Source organism: Pseudoalteromonas aliena SW19 (assembly GCF_014905615.1).
GTDB classification, from domain to species: Bacteria; Pseudomonadota; Gammaproteobacteria; order Enterobacterales; family Alteromonadaceae; genus Pseudoalteromonas; species Pseudoalteromonas aliena.
Map to the genome: position 1 here is coordinate 163,185 of NZ_AQGU01000018.1, position 24,349 is coordinate 187,533.

The 24,349-nt window shown below is 38.7% G+C and carries 4 protein-coding genes; all 4 read left to right on the plus strand.

What is annotated here, in order from left to right:
- The first annotated feature begins 117 nt into the window (after positions 1-117).
- Complete coding sequence (locus PALI_RS01565) at positions 118-6,870, plus strand: non-ribosomal peptide synthetase (protein ID WP_193154615.1); 6,753 nt, start codon at positions 118-120, stop codon at positions 6,868-6,870.
- Positions 6,867-14,354, plus strand: a complete 7,488-nt coding sequence (locus PALI_RS01570) for a non-ribosomal peptide synthetase (protein ID WP_193154617.1) — start codon at positions 6,867-6,869, stop codon at positions 14,352-14,354. The genes PALI_RS01565 and PALI_RS01570 overlap by 4 nt, the downstream gene beginning before the upstream one ends.
- Positions 14,355-14,525: 171 nt before the next feature.
- On the plus strand, positions 14,526-16,193 hold the full coding sequence (locus tag PALI_RS01575; protein WP_193154619.1) for a cyclic peptide export ABC transporter: 1,668 nt from the start codon (positions 14,526-14,528) through the stop codon (positions 16,191-16,193).
- A 96-nt stretch (positions 16,194-16,289) separates the two neighbouring features.
- A partial coding sequence (locus PALI_RS01580) for a non-ribosomal peptide synthetase (protein ID WP_193154621.1) occupies positions 16,290-24,349 on the plus strand: 8,060 nt, incomplete at its 3' end.

Consider the following 24,349-nt stretch of genomic DNA (forward strand, 5'->3'; position numbering starts at 1 on the left):
TATTGAATGTCAAATAACGATACATTTTTATGGGTAAAAGCAGGATGTGGTTCAACAGGTTTTTGCTTTTGCAATTAAGAGAATTTAACAAATATAAATTAGAGTTAGTCAGTCATTATGGAAAATATCAAACAACTGCTAGTTGAGCTTGAAAGAGCTGGGATCAGGCTATACCTTGAAAACGAAAAGTTAAAATCAAAGGCAAAGAATGGTGCCATTACAGCAGATATTGCAGCAAAAATTAAAAATAATAAAATGGCCATTATTGATACTTTAGAAAAATTGAGTAAAGTCCATTCTGTTAGTCAGCTGACTGTTAGAGAAAATAAGACAAACTATCCGATCTCTTTTGCGCAACAGCGTCTATACACCTTAGATCAGATCCAAGGTGGTTCGATTGAATATCATATGCCGATGGCATTTAAACTATCTGGTGATGTTGATATTTCCATATTAGAACGTGTATTTACTAAAATTGTTGAGCGACACCAAGTGCTCCGAGCTATATTTTGTCAAAATGAAAAAGGACTAGTGCAGACTTTACGTGAGGTCCAAGATTTTGCTATCAAACACGTACAGTCTAACATTGATGATGAGCAGTTACAGAAACAAAGTATAGCTGAATTTGTTACCAGTGAGTCGAAAGAAACTTTTAACCTGGAAAAAGATTTTATGATCCGAGTCAGTTATCTGACTTTACCCGATGATAAAATACAGCAAGGTGTTTTGTTTATTAATATGCATCATATAGCAACGGATGGGTGGTCAATGGAGATACTACTCAGAGAGTTCTTTACTTTGTACCAAGCTTATAGTGCTGGTAAAACCAATCCACTGACTAAATTAAAAATTCAATATAGTGATTATGCTCAATGGCAAAGGGATTGGTTACAAGGTGAAATACTTGAGTCGCAAAAGACTTATTGGCAACAGCAATTAGCTGATTTACCTATAGTGCATAGCTTACCTCTTGATTTTCCGAGAGCTGAGATTAAATCTTATGATGGGGCATTAGTTTTTCGAGAATTCCCCGCAGATCTTTGCATAAAATTACAGACACTGGCTAAACGTTTTTCGCTGACTCCATTTATGTTGATGCATGGTGCGCTGGCATTAGTGCTTTCTCGTAATAGCAATAACCATGATATTGTCATTGGTACGCCAGTTGCCAATCGCAGACAATTGGAACTAGAATCACTAATTGGGTTTTTTGTTAATACTTTATTGCTAAGGCTTAATGTTAGCAACCAATCACTTCAAGATTTTTTTGAGCAACTTAGGCAGGTGCATCTAGATGCACAATCGCATCAAGATTTACCTTTTGAAAAGCTGGTTGAAATATTAAAGGTACCTCGTAGTACTGCGCATAGCCCACTATTTCAGATCATGTTAACGACTAATTCAGACTATGGTGTTACTCACAAAGATAATGGTGACACGGATCTAGCTGGAGTAACTATTTCACCACTTCATGGTGAAGAAATATTTACTAAATACGATCTGGATATCAATGCGACCTTAAGTGAGCAAGGAGGGATGATAGAGTGGACTTATGATATGGCTTTATTTTCTCATGGTCACATCGAAAGTTTGGCTGATCATTTACAAAATACTTTACAGTTTTTAGCTGATTGGGATGAAAGTAAAAATTGTGCAACGGCCTCGGTCGAAATGTTGACTCAGCGGGAATTGATTCAGCTAAATAAATTTAATGACAATAAAGTGAGTTATGCCAATGACTTATGTATTCATGAGTTATTTGAGATCCAGGCAGCAGCTAACCCTGAACGTATCGCACTACACTTTGCTGGACAGTCACTTACTTATAAAGCGTTAAATATCAAGGCAAATCAACTTGCCCATTATCTTCGTTTTGAACATAATATTGGCCCTGAACGTGCAGTCGGTTTGTGCGTTGAACGTTCGCTAGAAATGGTTATTGCCATGATGGCAATCCTTAAAGCAGGCGGAGCATATGTACCGTTAGATCCAGATTATCCTGAAGCGCGTTTGGCCTATTTGATTGATGATGCATCATTATCCGTGGTGTTGAGTCAACGTGAAGTAATGGCCAAAGTGACATTACCAGAAGCGAATATGGTCATGCTGGATGGACTGATAGGATTATCTGATAGTAAGTATTCGTGTTATTCACAGAGTAATTTAAGCCGAGATGAAAGTGGTGTAAATGAAACTAATTTGGCATACCTTATTTATACATCCGGTTCAACAGGAAATCCTAAAGGCGTAATGATAGAGCACCGTAATACGGTGGCAATGTTACACTGGGCTAAACAAGCATTTAATGATTTTGAGTTGGAAAAAGTACTTGCCTCAACATCGTTAAATTTTGACCTTTCAGTATTCGAAATTTTCTTGCCGTTATGTTTTGGTTATCAAAGTGTGATTGTGAAAAATGCTTTGGCATTGACCGAGCAAAAACTTGATATAAGTATGATTAATACAGTTCCTTCAGCGATGAAAGCTCTGCTGGAGGCAAATGCGTTACCCGACAGCTTAAAAGTGGTTAACCTCGCTGGTGAACCGTTAACTGCGCAACAAGTTAACTTGATTTTCGATATTTTGCCAGGTGTTGCAGTTTGTAACCTTTATGGACCTTCTGAAGATACTACTTACTCGACTTATGCTAGATTTACTTCACATCTAAACCGAGTGCCAGATATTGGCAAAGTGATTACCAATAGTCAGGCATATATTCTTGGTTTTACTCAGGAAAGGTTACCAATTGGCAGTATCGGTGAACTCTATTTAGGTGGTGCAGGTGTTGCTCGAGGTTATTTAAATCGTCATGAACTAACAAGTGATAGTTTTATTAATAATCCTTACTATAAAGAAAAGGGTGTTAATAATAGTCCGCGTTTGTACCGCACAGGAGATCTAGTACGCTATTGCGACAATGGCTGTTTAGAGTTTATTGGTCGTATGGATGATCAGGTTAAGCTACGTGGTTTTCGAATTGAATTGGGAGAAATTGAACATCGTCTTAACCAACTAACAGAAATAACAACGTCGTTAGTTGTTACTCGAACATTACTAAGTGGTGGACAACAATTAGTCGCTTATATACAGCCCTGTCTCACGTATGAGACAACGATAGATGAAGAAAATGAATATCTTTTTCTGGTGAAAATTAAACAAACTATTAGTGCTAACATACCGAGTCATATGGTACCTAATCAGTTTGTGTTAATGGCTCAATGGCCATTAACACCGAATGGTAAAATAGATAAAAAATTATTGCCTGCGCCGAATAGCGATCTTTCAACACAAGAATATATTGCGCCTGAAAATGAAGTTGAACTTCTTCTAACTCTACTTTGGGCTGAGCTATTAGAACTCAAAAGTGAAAAAATAAGTACCACTGCAAATTTCTTTGAGTTGGGTGGCCATTCATTATTGATCATGCAATTAATCTCAAAACTTCAACAACATAACTTGATGTGTTCAGCTCAGCGTTTGTTTCAGGCTGAAAGTTTAGCAATGATGGCGGAAGAGATCTCAACTTCAATTTGTTCGCAAGATAAATATCAGATACCGGATAGTATGATCCCCGAAAACTGTGAAAATATTACGCCTGCAATGCTTCCGCTGGTTGAGCTGTCACAAAATGAAATTGAGCAAATAGCGGCGAACGTAAACGGTAATATGACTAACATCCAAGACATTTATCCATTAGCACCACTGCAAGAAGGTGTATTGTTTGTCCATACAATTAACCCTAGTCAAGACCCGTATGTAACGACAGCAAGCTTTGTTTTTGATGATGTCGAAGCCCTAAATCATTTTGAAACACAGATTGGCTGGTTAATAGATCGACACGATGTTTTGAGAACGGCCATCTTATGGCGTGGTCGTCAACAAGCGTTACAATTAGTTCAGCGACACGCTCAGTTACCTGTAATTAAATTAGATTTGCGTGGCCCAGATTTAAAAACTGCTTTTGAAAATTATGTTACACAAGGGCCTCATGGATTTGATTTGGAAACGGCACCTTTGATCCAACTCGCCATTACTGAGGCGGATGAGCAGGGACATTACTTTGCATTACTAAAGTTTCATCATTTGATCACCGATCATGTCTCACTCGATATCCTTATGTCAGAATTAAGCGCGTCAGATACTGCGTCGTTACCGAAACCACTGCCTTATCGTGAATTTATTGCACGTTCAATACATCAGACCGCGAATTTAAATGTGGCAGAATTCTTTACTGAAACACTCGGGGATGTTGATACGCCTACCTTGCCTTTTGAACTTGCTAAAGTGCTCGGGGATGGGAATGACATTACGCAATACAGTACCGAATTAACAGAGTCACAATCGCAACAAATTCGTACCTTATCAAAGCAGCATCAATGCAGTCCAGCGGTACTCTTTCATCTAGTGTGGGCTAAAGTTCTGAGTACCTGTTGTGGTCGTGATGATGTGGTATTTGGCACTGTCATGTCGGGTCGTATGAATGGTATGCCTGGCATAGAGCGTATGATGGGAATGCTAATAAATACCTTGCCTTTAAGACTGAAACTACATGATATTAAAGTGTCTGAAGCCATGAACATGGTGAATAATGCGCTTCAGGCACTGCTGCCTTATGAGCAAGTCTCATTGGCTGAAGCACAAAGTCATAGTGGGATAGAGGGTAATACGCCGCTGTTTAGCGCAATACTAAATTACCGTCATACCGCGCAAGACAAAGTAGACAGTACATCAGAAGTAGAAGAAGGAAATGCGACTTTACTCAGTACACGAGAGCGCACGAACTACCCGTTTGAACTTTCGGTTAATGATCGGGGGGAGGGAGATAGCTTTACACTTGATTTTCAGATTGACCGCAGTGTTGCAGCAGAGCAAATAGCCGCTTATGTACACACAACATTGGAGAGTGTGGTATCAGCGCTATTAAATGATGGAAGTCATACAATAAACACCTTACAAGTGCTACCAAAGATGGAATTAGAGCAGCAATTAGAGCAGTATCAAGCAGTGGAAGCCACGTATCCAAAAGCAGCTTGTATACATGAAGTTTTTGAACAAAGAGTGATAGAAACACCGGATGCTATTGCGTTGGTATGCGAAGAGCAGAGATTGAGTTATCGCGAAGTTAATGCAAGCGCCAATCAACTAGCACATTACCTGAGAGAGGCATATCAAGTAGGTGCGAATACCTTAGTTGGATTATGTCTAGGGCGTTCAGTAGATATGTTGGTCGGTACGTTAGCGATTTTAAAAGCCGGAGGAGCTTACGTGCCATTGGACTCAAATTATCCTCAGTCACGTTTAGCATACATGTTAGAAGACACAGAGGTCACAGTGGTGTTGACTGAGCAGAGATTAGCGGAAGTATTAGCCTTTAGTCAAGTGCCATTGGTGTGTGTTGATAGCCTAGATATGGAATTGAAAGAACACAGTTGTGAAAATCTACCCAGAGCGATAGGGCAAACATCAGAGTCACTGGCTTATGTGATTTATACATCAGGTTCAACAGGTAAACCAAAAGGAGTGATGACACCACATAGGGCGGTAAATCGTTTAGTTCATACACCAAATTTTATGGAGTTAGATAGTAATACCGTATTTTTACAATGCGCTAACATTGCCTTTGATGCAGCGACATTGGAAATATGGGGACCGTTATTAAATGGCGGACGTTGTGTCTTGTACCCAGACGACTTTATTACTATTGAGCGATTAAATACGGTGATAACAGAGCAAAATGTCACCGCATTGTGGCTGACATCGGGGTTATTTACCGAATGGAGTAAAGGATGCCAGCCGAGTTTAGGATTGAAATATGTATTAGCAGGGGGTGACGTATTGAATCCTCAAGCGGTACAAACAGTGCAAGAAGCGTTACCAAGGGTTCAGATTATTAATGGTTATGGGCCGACAGAAAACACCACATTTACTTGTTGTTATCCTATCCCACGAGGTAGGGACTTATCAAAGGGAGTACCAATAGGATTAGGAGTGCAAGGAGACACAGTACTAATCTTATCAGCGCAGGGTAGTTTAATCCCAGCAGGGGGCATTGGTGAATTGTGTGTTGGAGGAGATGGCTTAGCATTAGGGTATCTGAATCAGCCGGAGATGACAGATAGTCGCTTTATAAGGAACCCTTATAGTGACGATTTAGGTTGCAAAGGAAAGGTGTATAAGACAGGCGATTTGGTGCGTTATGGCAAGGATGGGTTAATAGAGTATGTTGGGCGTGTTGACGATCAAATAAAAATCCGTGGATTTAGAGTTGAATTGGGCGAGATACAACGACGATTAAACTGTCTGGATGAAGTCGTAAATGCTCTTGTTATGGTGAAATCAATTGACAAAATTGACAAGAAACTAGTCGCTTATATTGAGCTTAAACAAAGTGTGAATGATGAGCGTGAACAGGCGCTTAGTTTAGCTACTGCGTTATCGACTGAACTGCCAGTTTACATGGTACCAGCTGCGTTTGTGTTTATGAATGAATGGCCACTAACGACAAATGGTAAAATTGATAAAAAAGCACTACCAGAAGCTGATATTAATTTGATGCAAACTGGTTATGTAGCGCCACAGAATATATTAGAAAATCAGTTAGTGGTAATTTGGGGGGAGTTGTTAAAAATAGAATCAGCGATTATAAGCACTACTGCAAATTTCTTTGAGCTGGGTGGTCACTCATTGTTGATTATGAAGTTGTTACAGAGGATTAATGAAGAATTGGGTGTTGATCTACAAATACCAGATCTTTATCGCTGTGAGAATATTCAACAAATCTCAGGCTTTATCAATTCTATTCAGGCAATTCACACCCAAGGATCGGTAATTGAGGAAGATAACATTGAATTTGAGGATTTTGAGCTATGAGTGTTGAGTTACTTTTTCAACAGCTTCAACAAGCAGGTGTAATTTTTAAATCAGAAAATGATAAAATCACACTTAAATTGCCCAAGCAATTGGATAACCAATTAAAGCAGTCATTGGCAAGTAATAAAGATGCGCTTAAAACTTTTTTAAAACAGTTGTATGGACGTAGTAATAAAAAGCCTAAATTATGTAAAGCTAAAAGCGAACACGTTGAGCTTTCTTTTGCTCAACAAAGACTTTGGGTTATAGACCAGCTACAAGGTTCTTCTGCTGAATATAATATGCCACAAGCCTATCAAACTTATGGTGAGCTTGACTTAGACCTTGTTGAGCAAGTATTTACTAAAATTATTAGTCGCCATGAAATATTGAGAACCGTTTATCTACATCGTAATGGTGAAGCAATACAAAAAGTGCAAAAAAAGACTGATTTCTGTTTGAGTCGTCATGATTTAAGTGGTTTGAATAGTGAGGAAAAACATCAGAAATTAGAACAGTTGATAACAGAGGATGCACAAACTCCGTTTGATCTAAGTACTGATCTTATGTTGCGTGTAGCGTATGTTAATCTAGGCGTACTTGAAGATGAGTCATCGCAACATGGGTTTTTACTTTTCAATATGCATCATATTGCGTCTGACGGCTGGTCGATGGCTGTATTGAGTAAAGAGTTTTTTATTCTGTACGCTAGCCTATCTCAAAAACTTACTGAGTCGTTACCAGAGCTACCCATTCAATACAGAGATTATGCACAATGGCAAAGGGAATGGCTGCATGGTGATATATTGGCATCGCAATTAGAGTATTGGCGCATTCAGTTGGCTGATTTGCCTGCGCTGCATAGCTTGCCTCTGAGTTATATTCGACCAAATAAAAAACAATATGTCGGCGACTGCTTATCTACTTCGTTGCCCAGTATTGTTGCAAATAAATTGCAACAATTGGCACAACAGCATCAATTGACTTCCTTTATGGTACTGCATGCAGCTTTAGCTTTAGCTCTGTCTCGTTTTTCTACAAGCAATGACATCGTAGTTGGTACCCCTATCGCAAATCGTAGCGAAGCTGAACTACAAACCTTAATCGGTTTTTTTGTCAATTCATTGGTGCTTCGCGTAAATACTCTATATGAGACCCTTGATGATTATTTGAATCATATTCGTAGTGTGCATAAGGATGCACAATCTAATCAAGATGTGCCATTCGAACAAATTGTTGAAACGCTAAATGTGTGTCGTGATAGTGCATATAGTCCACTATTTCAAATTGTATTAACCACTAACTCTGATTTTGGTGTGGGATCAGGACAAACTCAAAAAGTCGAATTATCAGAGTTGACTCTGGAACCTGTTGCCTGCGAAACACCGATTTGTAAATTCGATCTTGAGCTTAATCTTAGTGTTCATGAGGGCGGAATTGACATACATTGGACTTATGATAAAGCGTTATTCAAAAGTGAGTTTATTTCACGCTTAAATAACCAGCTAAATATTGTGCTAGAACGGATGGCACAAAGTGCGACAAAATTGGCACCAATAGAGCTTAATCAAGTTTCGGCGTTACACCCTGATGAGCAAGACAAGTTGCAACATTTGTTGCAAACAAAAGTAATAGATTTAGTGGAGTACCGCACTATTACTGAGTTATTTGAATCTAGTGTTACTGCTGCACCTGATAGCATTGCACTTGTGTGTGCCAAGCAAGCGTTTACTTATGGGGAACTGGATCGTGCATCTAACCGTCTTGGTCACTATCTTACTGAACAAGGCTATTTGAATACACAGAAAACGATTGGTTTGTTATTACCTCGTTCGGCTGAAATGATAGTTGCTATGTTGGCGGTGTTAAAGGTTGGCTGTGCTTATGTACCGTTAAATCCTGATTATCCACAAGCGAGGTTGGATTATATACTTGAAGATGCTCAGGTGGATTTGGTCATTACTATTGATTTTTTGAGTTCTCTTCTAGCAAATACTGATATTGTGCTTGTTATATTAAATGATGATATGTCTATTAAACTTCCTGAGGCTGAAGACTTAAGCCGTTATGGTCGAGAAAAATTAGCGGCTAAGCCTATTTTAGCAAGTGATCCTGCATATGTGATCTATACCTCAGGTTCAACGGGATATCCTAAAGGTGTCGTGGTACCACATAGGGCAGTTAGTCGTTTAGTCACAGAACCTAACTTTATGACGTTAAACCAAGATACGGTGTTTCTACAAGCAGCTAATGTCGCATTTGATGCAGCTACTTTAGAAATTTGGGGACCACTATTAAATGGCGGGAAATGTGTTATTTATCCTCAACGCCACATTGAACTGAAGCAATTAAATCAATTAATTGCCTACCATAATGTCAACTCACTTTGGCTGACCTCTGGCTTGTTTAGCGAATGGAGTAAAGAGAGTTTAGTTGATTTACCGTTGCAATACATTCTTGCCGGTGGAGATGTACTTGAATCACTAGCTGTTAGTCGTGTTCAGGCTATGCTACCAAAAGCACAACTTATTAACGGTTACGGACCGACTGAAAATACTACTTTTACTTGCTGTTATTCAATTCCTGCAAACTTTGATGCTATTACCAATGTACCTATTGGTTTACCGCTGAGGGGAGATCAGGTTTTGATCCTCAACGAAAACTCATTGGTACCTTATGGTTGTATTGGTGAGTTGTGTGTTAGTGGAGCCGGTTTAGCATTGGGTTATCTCAATAAAGATGACCTTACGCAACAAAGCTTTGTCAATAATCCTATTTATCAGGCTACGGATTCAAATATCTATAAAAAGCTATATCGCAGTGGCGATTTGGTTCGTTACAATTCCGACGGAATTATTGAGTATATGGGTCGTGTTGATGATCAAATTAAAATTCGAGGTTTTAGGGTTGAACTGGGCGAAATTGAACAACAAATCACGCAATTGAGCGAAGTAACAAGTGCTTTGGTGGTAGTTAGCAGTGACCATAAAATCAAACGTTTGGTTGCGTATGTTGAATTAAGTGTGGCAAGTCAGCAGCGAGTAGAAGATGGAGATTATAATAATGAGCAGTTAGCTTGTGAACTTAAACACAGACTGCCCGATTATATGGTACCTTCGGCATTTGTGACTGTTACAGCTTGGCCACTTACTAATAATGGAAAAATTGATCGTAAAGCTTTGCCTAAGGCTGACTTTGTTAGCGAAGACGATTATCAATCACCAAAAAATAAAGAAGAAAAAGTATTAGTTGAAATTTGGTCTGAGTTATTGGCAATTGAGCAAGAAACACTGAGTACCAAGGCGAATTTTTTTGCTTTAGGCGGCCATTCCTTGCTGATAATTCAGTTAATCGCAAAATTAAAAGAACGAGATTATAAGGTAGATACACAGGCAATATTTGCGTGTACTAGCTTGGCTGTCATGGCTGAACTACTTCAGCCAAATAGTGTTAATGGAAATGATTTTCAGGTACCAGATAACTTGATCCCATCTCAATGTGATTATATTACGCCTGAAATGTTGGATTTGATTGATTTATCACAAAGCGAGATAGATGAAATAACAGCTCAAGTTTCAGGTGGAGTACAAAATGTTCAAGATATTTATCCGTTGGCTCCACTGCAACAAGGAATGCTTGCAATACATACTTTAACAGATGGACGTGATCCTTATGTAACTACCGTTGCGTTTGAATTTAGTGAAAAACCGTTATTAGATATTTTACTTAATCAACTTAATACTATGATCGCGCGACATGATGTTCTGCGTACCGGAATTTTGTGGCGTGGCCGTACAGAAGCTGTGCAAGTGGTGTTAAGATCCGTTAGCCTAAATTTAGAATGGTTGCCTGTCAGTTCGACACAACAGCCAAGACAAGTATTTCAAAATTACGTTACACACGGTGAACATCGAATTGAGCTCGAATCAAGCCCTTTGATGCAGTTGCAAGCGATGAATGATAATGGGCGTATTTATGTCGTGCTTAAAGTGCATCATTTGCTGATAGATCATGTATCTCTAGACATTTTAATGGAAGAGTTAGCGTTGCTTGATGAAGATCAACAACATCAACTACCAGATGCAATACCCTATCGGCACTTTATTGCTAGGGTGTTACATAATAATCAGCATCAAGACAATAGCGCATATTTTCACGATATACTAAGTAGTTATACTCAACCTGCTTATCCATTTGGTCTAAGTGAAGTTAATGGCAATGGTACTGAAATAGTAGAATACAAGACCAAATTATCAATCGATTTAGCAGAGCGGATCCGTTGCTTGGCTCAAGCAAAAGATATGAGTCCTGCAGCAATGTTTCATCTTGCTTGGGCTATAGTAATAGCTGCTTGTGCGGGGCAAAAAGACGTCGTATTCGGTACTGTTTTATCCGGGCGTTTTCAGGGGGGGCCTGGAGTCGAACGGATGCTGGGTATGATGATTAATACGCTTCCTTTTCGGGTCACGCTTGCTGGGAAAAATGCACTTGAATTGTTAAGTTCAGTTAACGAAGGATTACAATCATTATTGGCTTATGAGCAGGCTTCGCTATCTGAAGCAATGAGAGAAAGCGGGCTAGAGGGTAATATTCCATTATTCAGCGCTGTGATTAATTATCGTCACTCTCACGACATTGCTGCTACGGATGAACAAACAGATTTAAAACTATTAGGGGTTAGAGAGCGTACTAATTATCCATTTGTATTGTCGGTGGATGATTTGCAAACAGGGTTTGCTTTAAATTTACAAGTAGATAATAAAGTTAAACCAGAAAATATTATAGCTTATATGATCACTGCGCTAGAGAAGTTAGTGCTTGCATTGACTGAAGATCACAATACAACGATGTGTGCACTATCTGTTGTACATGAAGCAGAATGTTATCAGCTATTATCAGCATTGAACGATACACAGCAGAGTTATCAGCATGATATTTGTATTCATGAATTATTTGAAGCGCAGGCAGCAGCTAACCCAACGGATACAGCATTACACTTTGGTGAGCAGACGCTCAGTTATGGAGAACTTAATGCCAAAGCAAATCAGTTAGCACATTACTTACGAGATAACCACCATGTTGGACCAGAGAGTCTGGTGGGTTTGTGTGTGGAGCGTTCGTTAGAAATGGTGATAGGCATTTGGGGTATTTTAAAGGCCGGTGGTGCCTATGTGCCGTTAGATCCTGCACTGCCATCAGCCCGTCTTCAGTATTTAGTTAATGATGCCAATACACATGTCGTATTGAGTGTGAAAGCGGTCACTGAATACGTAGAGCTTAGCAGTGCAACCGTGGTATTACTTGATCAACTAGGGAGTGTATCTGAGCATCAATTTTCTACTTATAGTGAAACAAACATTATACCAAGCGAAATAGGACTGAATGCCCACAATCTCGCTTATATGATTTACACATCAGGCTCAACGGGTAATCCAAAAGGCGTGCTAATTGAACATCAGGCGCTGCACAATCGTATTGATTGGATGGACCGTGAATATGGGTGTGACAGCAGTGATAAAATTCTTCAAAAAACGCCCTATAGTTTTGATGTGTCGGTATGGGAATTTGTGTGGCCTATGCTTAAAGGCGCACAACTAGTCATTAGTAAACCAGAGGGGCATAAAGATCCGAGTTATTTAACAGAGCTAATCATTGAAACGGGGATCACTAAACTGCACTTTGTGCCATCGATGCTTGGTGTCATGTTAGAGCATGGTGACTTAGGGCGTTGTGAGTCAATAAAACACGTGTTTTGTAGTGGTGAAGCGTTACAAATCAACCATGTGACACAATTTAACGCGTGTCTGCCTAAGGCGGGACTGCATAACTTATATGGTCCGACCGAAGCGGCAATTGATGTCAGTTATTGGGATTGTTCGCAGGCACATGGCAGTAGCATACCGATTGGTAAGCCGATCCAAAATATTCAATTGTATATATTAGACGATGAAGCCAATTTGCTCCCGCAAGGTGCATGTGGAGAATTACACATAGGTGGAGATGGTTTAGCACGAGGATATTTAAATCGTCCAGCGCTAACCGAAGAGCGATTTATTACCAATCCATTTTATAATGAGGGTAAGTTAGGGAGCAGTGCCCGATTGTATAAAACGGGAGACTTAGTCCGTTATGACAGTAACGGCAATATAGAATATATGGGGCGTTTAGATCATCAAGTTAAAATTAGAGGCTTCAGAATAGAGCTGGGTGAAATAGAGTATCAGATTGCTGAGCATGAACAGATAGACTCAGCGCAAGTTGTGGCGGTGACAGATAAAAGTGGTAATCAACGTTTGCTTGCTTACGCAAAAACGGTGGTAGAGGGAACATCAGAAGTAGAGTTGCTCGCTTCGTTAAAGCAGGCATTAGGAAGCGTGTTACCAGAATACATGATCCCAAGTCGCTTTATTTTACTATCACAGTGGCCGCAAACAGCCAACGGAAAAATTGACCGAAAAGCATTACCCGTGTCAGAAGAAGTTGATATATCGGGTGAGTATGTAGCGCCGCAAGGTGAAACTGAGCTCATATTAACAGAGGTTTGGGCCCATGTATTGAAACTGCCAAGTGATAAAATTAGTCGCAATGCTAACTTTTTTGAACTCGGAGGTCATTCATTATTGGTGATGAAGTTAGTGCAATCTATAGATCAAACTTTTAAAACAAGAGGTATTGCAATTAACAAAGTTGTTCAACTGCCAACCTTGTCAGCTATGGCTGTGATTATTGATAACCATAATGCTTACGAGTGGCAGGCTATTAGATCGCTCACAGATTCAGATACTGCGAAGTCAGTGGTAATTTATTTAGCGCCAGGTGCAGGGATGACCAGTGGTGGTTATATGGAATTGGCTAGGGCTATGCCGCACGTACAATTTATGAGTCTTGAACCAGTTGGTATGAGCCCTAATGATCCTCATATTGAGGACTGGGATACTTTATTATCAAGTTATGTTGAGGCTATTTTGTCGCATCGAAAAGAGTTGGTTGATTGTCCAGAGAAAATATTTTTAATGGGGCATAGCTCAGGTGGTGCTGTGGCGTTTGATGTAGCACTTAGATTAGAGTCGCTAAATTGTAATATTGAGGTGTTACTTTGTGAATGCTTAGTTGCGACAGATGACCAAGCTGAATTTCAGATGAGTGATGAGGAAAAGCAGGGCTTAATGTTGTCATATGCCCAACAGCTTAAACCTGAAGATTCTGATGAGCAACTCTTATCGTGGATTAACTTACCAATAACACAGCGTTTATTTGCTGTTTATTTTCAACAAGTTGATTGGTCTCGTTATTATTATCCGCAACATAAGTTACAAGGCCAATTAAGCATGATTATTACGGCTGAACTAGGTATGGACTATTGGCATGAAAAGCAAGCGCAGTTAGCGTCACATGCAAAGCAACCCATAAAAATGATCACGACGGAAGGACAGCATGTAACCATGGTTAGAAGTCCTTATGTTAGCCGTCTAGCAGTGAAATTAAATCGACTATTATCTGCTTAAATTATATGAAAATCTCAGCGTATTAACATGATGCTAATTGCGTGATGCGTAGATAAACCATTTCGAGATCATGGATGCTGAACTGATACTACAGTCAGAATTGGTGATTTTTACATTTTGTCTAAGGAAGAGGCATAACTGCCTCATCTATAATTATTACAAGGTTACTTTATGTTTTACAGGTTAGTTTTATTACACAAAAAACTACTCATTATTGCCACACTTCTGAGTGTTGTCAGTGCTTTATTTGGTATTAGTATCATTTCGTTAGTTAACTCAGAAATTGAGCAAGTAAGTGATCCCTCGTCCGATGCAATTAAAGGGTTGATGATATTTTTTGCTACTTTGACTGCGTTTTTAACTTTTAGTGTGATCTCCCAATATATACTGACAAAACTGTCTGTTCAGATCATGGTAAGTATAAGAGAAAATATGGTTCAACGGGTGCTATCTACGAGTTATGAACAGATTGAAAAGGTGGGTGGACATCGTATTTTTGCGACTTTGACCAAGGATATTGAAGCACTTACAGCAACCTTGAGTGCTGTACCGCATGTTGCCTATAATTTGGCAACAGTATTACTGTGCTTTGCTTACATGGGTTATCAATCATGGCAGTTGTTTTTATGGGTGGGTGGTGTGTTAGTGCTTGCTATGATAGTAGCACAGTTACTAATGAATGTTGGGATAGGGCGTTTTAAAGCAGTACGTGAACTGGACGACAACTTATTTAAAAACTTTCGTGCGTTAATTGATGGTGGTAAAGAACTAAATATTAATTTTAACCGTAAACGCTTTTTCTATAATGATGTCGTTACACCTAATATTGATCAAATCAAAACGTCTACTATTTCTGCTCACCTTATTTTTATTATTCTTAGCAATTGGACTAATCTGATTTTATTCCTTGCATTGGGATCGGTAGTATTTGCTTCTCAATTGTTTTTATCCGGTATTGCTACTGAGGTAGTAGTAAGTTTTGTATTAACTTTAGTTTATCTGATTGGACCTATGACTGTGCTATTTAATACATTTCCAGTGGTTGCTGAAGGCATCGTATCTAGCCAAAAAATTGAAAAGTTACAACTTTCTAATGATGTTTTATTTGAGCATATGAATAGCACTGTAACACCTTCGTACGAATGGACAAATCTGGATATTGAATCTGTCGGTTATGAATATAGTCGAGATGATAATGATGAATATAACTTCTCTATTGGACCTATCAATTTGAGTGTTGAGCGTGGTGAAGTGATTTTTCTGATCGGTGGTAATGGGTGTGGTAAATCTACTTTTGCGAAAGTACTGTGCGGTCTTTATACGCCAACAAGTGGCGAAATCAGACTTGATGGCAAGCCATCTACGTTAGATATGGATCAGTATCGTTGTCACTTCAGCACTATATTTTCAGATTTTTATTTGTTCGATCAAGTTATTGATGCGAAAGGTATATTGGCTGATGATGATAAGATTCGTAAATACCTAGTGAAACTTAAACTTAATGAAAAAGTAACGGTACAAAACGGCATCCTCTCGACCACCGAATTGTCTCATGGACAAAGGAAAAGGTTGGGGTTGTTATTATCTTATATGGAAGATGCACCTATTTATATCTTTGATGAATGGGCTGCAGATCAAGACCCATACTTTAGAAATTTCTTCTATTCTGAGTTGTTAACTGAACTTAAAACATTAGGAAAAACCGTATTTGTGATCAGTCATGATGAGCAATATTTCACCTTTTCAGATCGCATTTTAAAATTCGAAAGCGGTCAAATGAAAGAAATATTACGACCGTCTGATAAGGCTGCCACTAGAGAATCAGTTGCCTTAGTGTAGTTGTATTTTGACCAGATAAATGTTTGCCTTGAATATGGGCTTGATAGTTTCACGATCTTCGCGTTGCGAGGCTCGGTTAGCATGGATTGACTAATAATGAATAATATACAATACCCCTTTACATCTACTCAACAGCCAGTTTGGATGGATCAAGTGTTCAAACCAGAGTCTCCCTTGTATAACATTGGCGGTCGATTTGAATTGATGGGTCAGGTAGATCCTAAGCGACTACAATATGCTTTGGATTACGTGATAGCTCATACTGATGTGTTTAAAATAAATATTGTTAGTCAAGGGACTGAGGCCAATCAATACATTAACCCAGAATTTAAGTATACTTTGAAGTGTATTGATTTTTCTGAATATAATGATGCGAAACAACGAACAATCGATTATTGTCAAACTCAAATGGCAACTCCATTTAATATTCAAGGTGACTGTTTATGGCGTTTACATTGGTTAAAAATTTCCAATCACGAGAGTGCTTTGTGTGTGATTTTTCATCATTTGGTTGTTGATGGTATTGGCGGCAGCTTATTCCTAGAATACCTCAGTGAAACTTACGTAAAAATGGATGAAAATGGTAATCTAACTGACAGTGTCGCAGAGCGTCCTTCTTATCTGAAGTTTTTTGACAAAGACATAGCTTATAAAAATTCAAATAAATTTGTTAAAGATCAAGCATACTGGCAAGCTAAATTTAAATTACTACCGGATCCTTTGCTACTTAAAAAGACTAATCGTTACGATGATCAACCTTTTGTTAAATGTGAATATGAATTAACACAGCAGCAATTTGATCAAATCCAAATTTTAACCGCTAAATATGGATGCTCTCCAACTCATTTTTTTACAACCTTGATAGCTGTTTATTTCTCTTTGATGAGTGATGGTAGAAACTTAGTTAATATTGGCATGCCAGTTCACAATCGCAGCTCAGCACAATTACGTAAAACGATAGGAATGATGGCGTCAGTCATTCCTATTGCAGTGGAATTTGAGCGTAGTAGTAGCTTTGCGGATATTTTTATTGCTGTTGCGGCTGAATTGAAACGTGCTTATAAACATCAGAAATATCCACTACATGAAATAATTCGTCAGTTACGACCTGTGAATGATGGAAAGGGTCAGTTATTTGACATTCATTTATCGGTAGAAGATTATCCATCAGAAAACCAATTCTGTAATGTAGAGAGTCGAAAAGTGCCATTGAATAGCGGGTATGGTTCACACCCTTTATCAATTTATGTCCGCAGTCATGAAAAAATAAATAATGTGCAGATTGAGTTTAATTTCGACCGTAATTTTTTTGCAGATGAAGATATTTCTCGACATGTTACCCGTTTAACAACCATGATTTCTGAAGTCGTTAATATGCCAACTATGCTAATTGGTGATTACACATTGGCAACCAAAGAAGAAATAAATCAACAGTTATTCGACTGGAATGATTGCGATGTTAGTTATGATAAAAATTTGACGATTCATCAGGTATTTGAGCGTTGTGTTGAGAAAAATCCTGATCATATTGCGGTGGTATTTGGTCAACAATCTTTTACATATGCGCAATTAAACGTACAAACAAATAAGCTCGCAAGCTATTTAGTTGAACAGCAAGATGTGACACCAGGTAGCTATGTTGGGATTTGCCTTAATCGTTCAATCGAGATGATAATAGCTATTTTAGCTACGCTAAAGTCTGGCGGTGCTTACGTTGCACTAGATCCAAATTACCCAAGTGATAGACTGACATACATGATGGAAGATTCAGGTATTACTTTAGTCTTATCCAATGAGTTGTGTAGACAGTCACTCGACTTTTCTCAGCTACAAGTAATTGAACTAAACAACCTCATCATGAATAGTGAAGCTGCCCCTTGGGCAAATTATGCTGAACAGAACTTTTCTATAAAATGTTTGCAGCAACCGGATGATTTAGCCTATCTAATTTATACTTCGGGCTCAACAGGTAAGCCTAAAGGGGTTATGTGTACCCATCAAGGGATAGTTAATTTGGCACAAAACCAGCGTGCTCAATTTAACGTAAAATCTACTAGTAAAATATTGCATTATGCTTCAATTAGTTTTGATGCAGGCACTTGGGATTGGGTGATGGCACTGCTAAATGAAGCCACTTTGGTGATTAGTAGCGATAGCGAACGACTTGATCCAAACCAAATTGAACGGTTGTTTAAGGTACAGGGAATTACTCATGTAACTTTACCACCTGCATTCCTTGCCAATATAGCTTGTACAGATGATTATGCATTGCAGTGCTTGATTGTGGCTGGAGAAGCATGTGAACAAGAGCTAATGAATCGATGGGCAGAAAAATATGATTTCTATAACGCATATGGTCCATCGGAATCATCGGTTTGCGCCACGGTATGTAAGTTATCAGTTGATACTGATATACATATTGGTAGGCCTATTAGTAATGTTTCATTATTTGTGCTTGATGAACATCAAAAAATGCTTCCAATTGGTTCTATCGGCGAATTATATATTGGTGGTGTTGGATTGGCTAAAGGGTATCTCAATAAACCGGATCTAACTACTGAAAAATTTGTGGTTAATCCTTACTATACAGATAATTCTAACAGTGGACCGCGTTTGTATCGTAGTGGCGATTTGGTACGTTATTTACCTTCAGGTAATTTAGAATTTGTTGGCCGTACTGATGATCAAGTTAAAATTCGAGGCTTTAGGATTGAGCTTGGTGAAATCGAACATGGGCTAAATCAACAAATTCTGGTGCATTCATCAGTCGTATTGACAAAGCGTCAAGGTGGCACTAATCAATTAGTTGCATATGTGATACCTACACAAGCAGTGTCTGATAATCAAGTTGCGAGATTTATATTAGAATTGCAAAGTGAGCTAGAAAAATATTTGCCTGCACATATGGTACCGAGTTGCTTTACAGTGTTAGAGCAATGGCCGGTTACTCCAAATGGCAAAATAGATAAGAAAGAATTATTGTCGCTGAGTACAATTACTTTACAAGGGGAATATATAGCCCCTGAAACTGAAATGGAATTATACCTAGCAGCTCTCTGGTCTGAATTATTAGATGTTGAACAGGTCAGTGCAGCAGCTAATTTCTTCCAATTAGGTGGTCATTCACTGCTGCTGATGCAACTCGCTAGTAAACTCCAAAGTCAGGGAAGAAATATACAGGTACATACTTTGTTTACTACGCCGACATTAAGAGAAATGGCGACATGCTTAGATAGATATACAGAGGGAGTAAACGACTTTAAAGTACCACAAAATGGCATTCCTAAAAATTGTGAATACATTACACCAAATATGCTATCTCTGGTTGATTTATCACAGCAAGAAATTGATATAATTGCAAATAAAGTGCCTAGTGGTTATAGCAACATTCAAGATATTTACCCACTAGCGCCGTTACAAGAAGGGGTATTGTTTGTCCATACTTTGAATACCAATCAAGACCCGTATGTTACGACCGCAGCATTTGAGTTTGTTGATGATGTACAACTCAATCATTTCAAAGAGGCATTAAAGTCTATTATTACTAGGCATGATGTACTGAGAACGGCTATTTTTTGGCGAGGTAGAGAAAGTGCCTTACAAGTAGTATTGAATGAAGCAAAATTACCTATTGCAACGTTAACTTTTGATGATAAAAGCATTTTGAAAGAGAGCTTCATGGCTTATGTTGATGAACATCAACATAACTTGGATTTGGAAGCTGCACCGCTTATGAAATTTACGGTGACAGAATGCGACCTCGATGGAAAGTGTTATGCATTGCTGACTTTCCATCATTTGATCACGGATCATGTTTCTTTAGATATCTTAGTGACGGAATTGCAACAATTATGTGTTACGAAGAAAATTGAAGTCCCAACACAAGGATTGTATCGAGAATTTATCGCTCGTACCTTCGCGCATAATGAAAGATTAAATGTTAGTGCTTTTTTTAGTGAAAAACTGGGTGATGTGACGATGCCTACCTTGCCATTTGAGCTAGCTGAAGTGACAGGGAACGGTATTGATATAATTGATCTGCACATCAATTTAACACAACTGCTCAGTGCTGAAATCAGAGAGCAAGCGCGCCACCATCTTTTTAGTCCTGCGGTTATATTTCACCTAGCTTGGGCTAAGGTTGTAGCCGCTTGTTGTGGTAGTGATGATGTTGTATTTGGTACTGTGCTATCTGGAAGAATGAATGGTATGCCAGGTATTGATAGTATGATGGGAATGATGATCAATACTTTACCGCTTAGAGTAAAAATGCAGCAAGGTAGTATTTTGCAGCAGTTACAACAAGTGGATAGTGAATTAAAGGCGTTGCTGCCCTATGAGCAAGTATCACTTGCTGAGGCACAAAGTTATAGCAGTATTCAAGGTAACGGTACTTTATTTAGTGCGATATTAAACTATCGTCATTCTGCCGCAAAAGAAGATAATATAACCTCGCAATATGGTAATGAGCATTGGAATTTATTAAATGCGAGAGAAAGAACTAACTATCCATTTGGTGTTTCTGTTAATGATCATGGTCAAGGTTTCTCACTTGAATTTCAAATTGAAAAGAGTATCACAGCGAAGCGTATTTCTGCTTATATGCAAACTGCATTAGAGAAAATCGTAACTGAATTATCTGGCCGTTGTGATAGTAGTGAACAGTCGAGGTTTGTATTACCTAAAAGAGAACTGCAACAGCAGTTAACTGATTTTCAGGCTGGTGCTGCAAGCTACCCACGAGAAGCTTTAATTCATCAATTATTTGAGCAACAAGCGAACAAAACACCTTATGCGATAGCGGTAGAATGTGGGAAACAGAAACTGAATTATCAGGAACTCAATGAACGTGCTAATCGATTAGCGCATTACTTAAGAGACACATACCATGTAGGCGAAAATAAGTTGGTTGGTTTGTGCATTGGTCGCTCGGTTGACATGCTGGTAGCTACATTAGCGATTTTAAAAGCTGGTGGTGCATATTTGCCTTTGGATCCAAATTACCCGCAATCACGCCTTTCATATATGCTTGAAGACAGTGCAGTGTCAGTCGTTCTTACTGAAAAGCGGCTTGAGAAACAACTAGCTTTTAGCACGGTACAATTAGTTTCTTTGGATAGTAAGCAGGTATTATTGGATCATCAAAGCAGTGATGAATTGATTGCGGTTAAAGGCATTACATCAGCGTCACTTGCATATGTAATTTATACCTCTGGTTCAACAGGAGAGCCTAAAGGAGTAATGACGCCACATCGCGCGGTTAATCGTTTGGTCCATACACCTAATTTTATGACGTTAGATCATGATACCGTATTTTTACAATGCGCTAATATTGCTTTTGATGCGGCAACATTGGAAATATGGGGTCCTTTACTGAATGGTGGACGTTGTGTTCTTTTCCCTGACGAATTTATTACTATTGAGCGATTGAATTCGGTGATAGCAGAAGAAAATATAACTGCGATGTGGTTAACTTCGGGGTTATTTACCGAATGGAGCAAAGGATGTCAATCGAGTTTTGGGCTGGAATATATACTGGCCGGTGGTGACGTGTTAAACCCGAAAGCGGTAAAATTGGTACAAGCAGCTTTACCTAAAGTTCAAATAATTAACGGTTATGGCCCGACAGAAAATACTACATTCACCTGTTGTTATTCCATTCCAAGAGGTAGAAACCTATCGACAGGGGTACCAATAGGTCAAGGTGTACAGGGAGATGTTGTACTTATCTTGTCACCACAAGGAGACTTATTACCGGTAGGTGTCGTTGGTGAACTATATGTTGGTGGTGATGGTTTGGCATTAGGTTATCTTAATCAATTAGAATTGACTGATACTAGCTTTGTTGCTAACCCTTATAATATAGGGTTTGGAGGAGCCAAAACGCTTTATAAAACCGGTGATTTAGTACGTTACACTGAAGATGGATTGATAGAGTATGTTGGCCGAGTTGATGACCAAATTAAGATCAGAGGTTTTCGAGTTGAGTTGGGGGAAATCGAGAAAAAAATAAATGCGCTGACCAACATAGCGCACACCGTAGTGGTAACTCAAAAAGATCTTAGTGGTAATGCTTGTATTGTGGCATATGTGGAATTAAAAAGTTCCAAAATAGTTTCGCAAGATATTGATAATGCCAATGAAATCACTCTTGCGTTAGCCGCAGACTTACCATCCTACATGGTGCCAGGTGCTTTTGTTTTCGTTGATGAATGGCAGTTAACGCCAAATGGAAAAATTGATAAGCGTGCATTGCCTGAACCAAATCTGAGTGCAAGACAAAGAAACTATATTGCACCACAGGGATCAAAACAAAAACTATTAGTACTTATTTGGTCTGAATTACTTGGTATAGATGAAACTAAGATTAGTAGTGATGCAAATTTCTTTGAACTGGGAGGGCACTCACTACTTGTCATGAAAATTCATGCCAGATTGAAAAAAGCAGGTTATGAAGTAGAAACGCTAGCGATATTTAAGGCTCAGACGTTGGCAGATATGGCATTAACATTGACTACGCTTAATGAGACTAAAATCTATCAGGTTCCAAAAAATATTATTCCTAAGGGTGTTAAAACAATTACAGCGGATATGTTACCGCTGATTGAATTAGAGCAACAGGATCTCAATGAAATTTGTCTAAGGATACCTGGAGGTGCTGAAAATATACAGGATATTTACCCACTAGCCGCATTACAAGAAGGCATCTTATTTACACATACATTAGAGCAGAAATACGACCCTTATGTGATTTCTGCTTCTTTAACTTTTAGTGATAATCAGGCATTTGTTAAATTTGTTTGCGCGCTAGAGCAGGTCGTAGCACGTCACGATATTTTACGCAGTGTCATTTTATGGCGTGGACGAGATAAGGCTGTACAAATAGTACAACGAACAGTTGACTCTTTGGTTGAAAATCTTAAATTTGATACAAATCAAAGAGCTTCAGTCGCTTTTGCAGATTTTGTAACAACTGGCAATCATAAAATTGATATTGAAGAAGCCCCTTTGCTTCGCCTACAAGTATTAGTAGATGAATCAGATGGCAAGGTTTATGCCTTGTTTAAGCATCATCATTTGATTACAGATCATGTTTCTGTTGAGTTAATCCTTGAAGAATTATCTATGTGTATTGAGGGCCGAAACGATGAATTACCTGTACAAGTGCCGTATAGGGAGTTTGTTGCTAAATCTCTGTACAGAGCAGAAACACTCGATAGTGAAGCTTTTTTTAAGTCACGATTAGGTTGTGTGGAAGAATCAACTTTGCCGTTCGGATTTACAGACATTTTAGGAGATGGTTCAAACTCGCAAGAATTGAGTTATCCGCTCAATACATTGTTAGGTAAGCAAATACGTATTATTTCAAGCCAGCAACATATGAGTCCAGCGGTACTTTTCCATGCAGCTTGGGCCATCGTACTGTCACATTGTTGTAATATGAAAGAGGTTGTATTTGGTACTGTCTTTTCAGGTCGCATGAGTGGTGAACAAGGTATTGATCGTATGTTGGGGATGTTGATAAATACATTGCCTATTAAGATCAATTTAGATGAAATAACCACGACAGCGTTATTAGAGTATATACATGCAGAGCTACAAGCGTTAATTCCTTATGAACAAGTATCTCTAGCGGATGCTCAAAGCCATAGTCTAATTGAACCTGGTTCACCATTATTTAGTACTACATTAAATTATCGTCATTCACAGAGAGTGGCAGATGACAATCAGGCACAATTATACCAAATTGAAACCGTACAAGAGCGGAGTAATTATCCACTAGATTTATCGGTGAATGATTTTGGTGATGAATTTACTTTAGATTTTCAAGCTAGTATTGGAGTGCCGTTAGAGTTAGTGGTTGAATTGATGAATACTGCGTTGGAAAGCTTGGTGATAGATGCACAACAGATGGCATCAACACAAGTAACGAAATTAGCTATATATTCTCAAGATCATGAACAAACATTGATTGCACAGCAATGTGGTCCAAAAATTAAATTTACGTCAAATAGTGTGCACCAACTGATCGAGCTGCAGGTTGAGAGATCTATGGACAGAATTGCGGTTAGTTATAATCGCGATTTTTTGAGTTACAGAGCATTGAATGAACGCGCCAATCAACTAGCGCATTATTTGCGTGTACAACATCATGT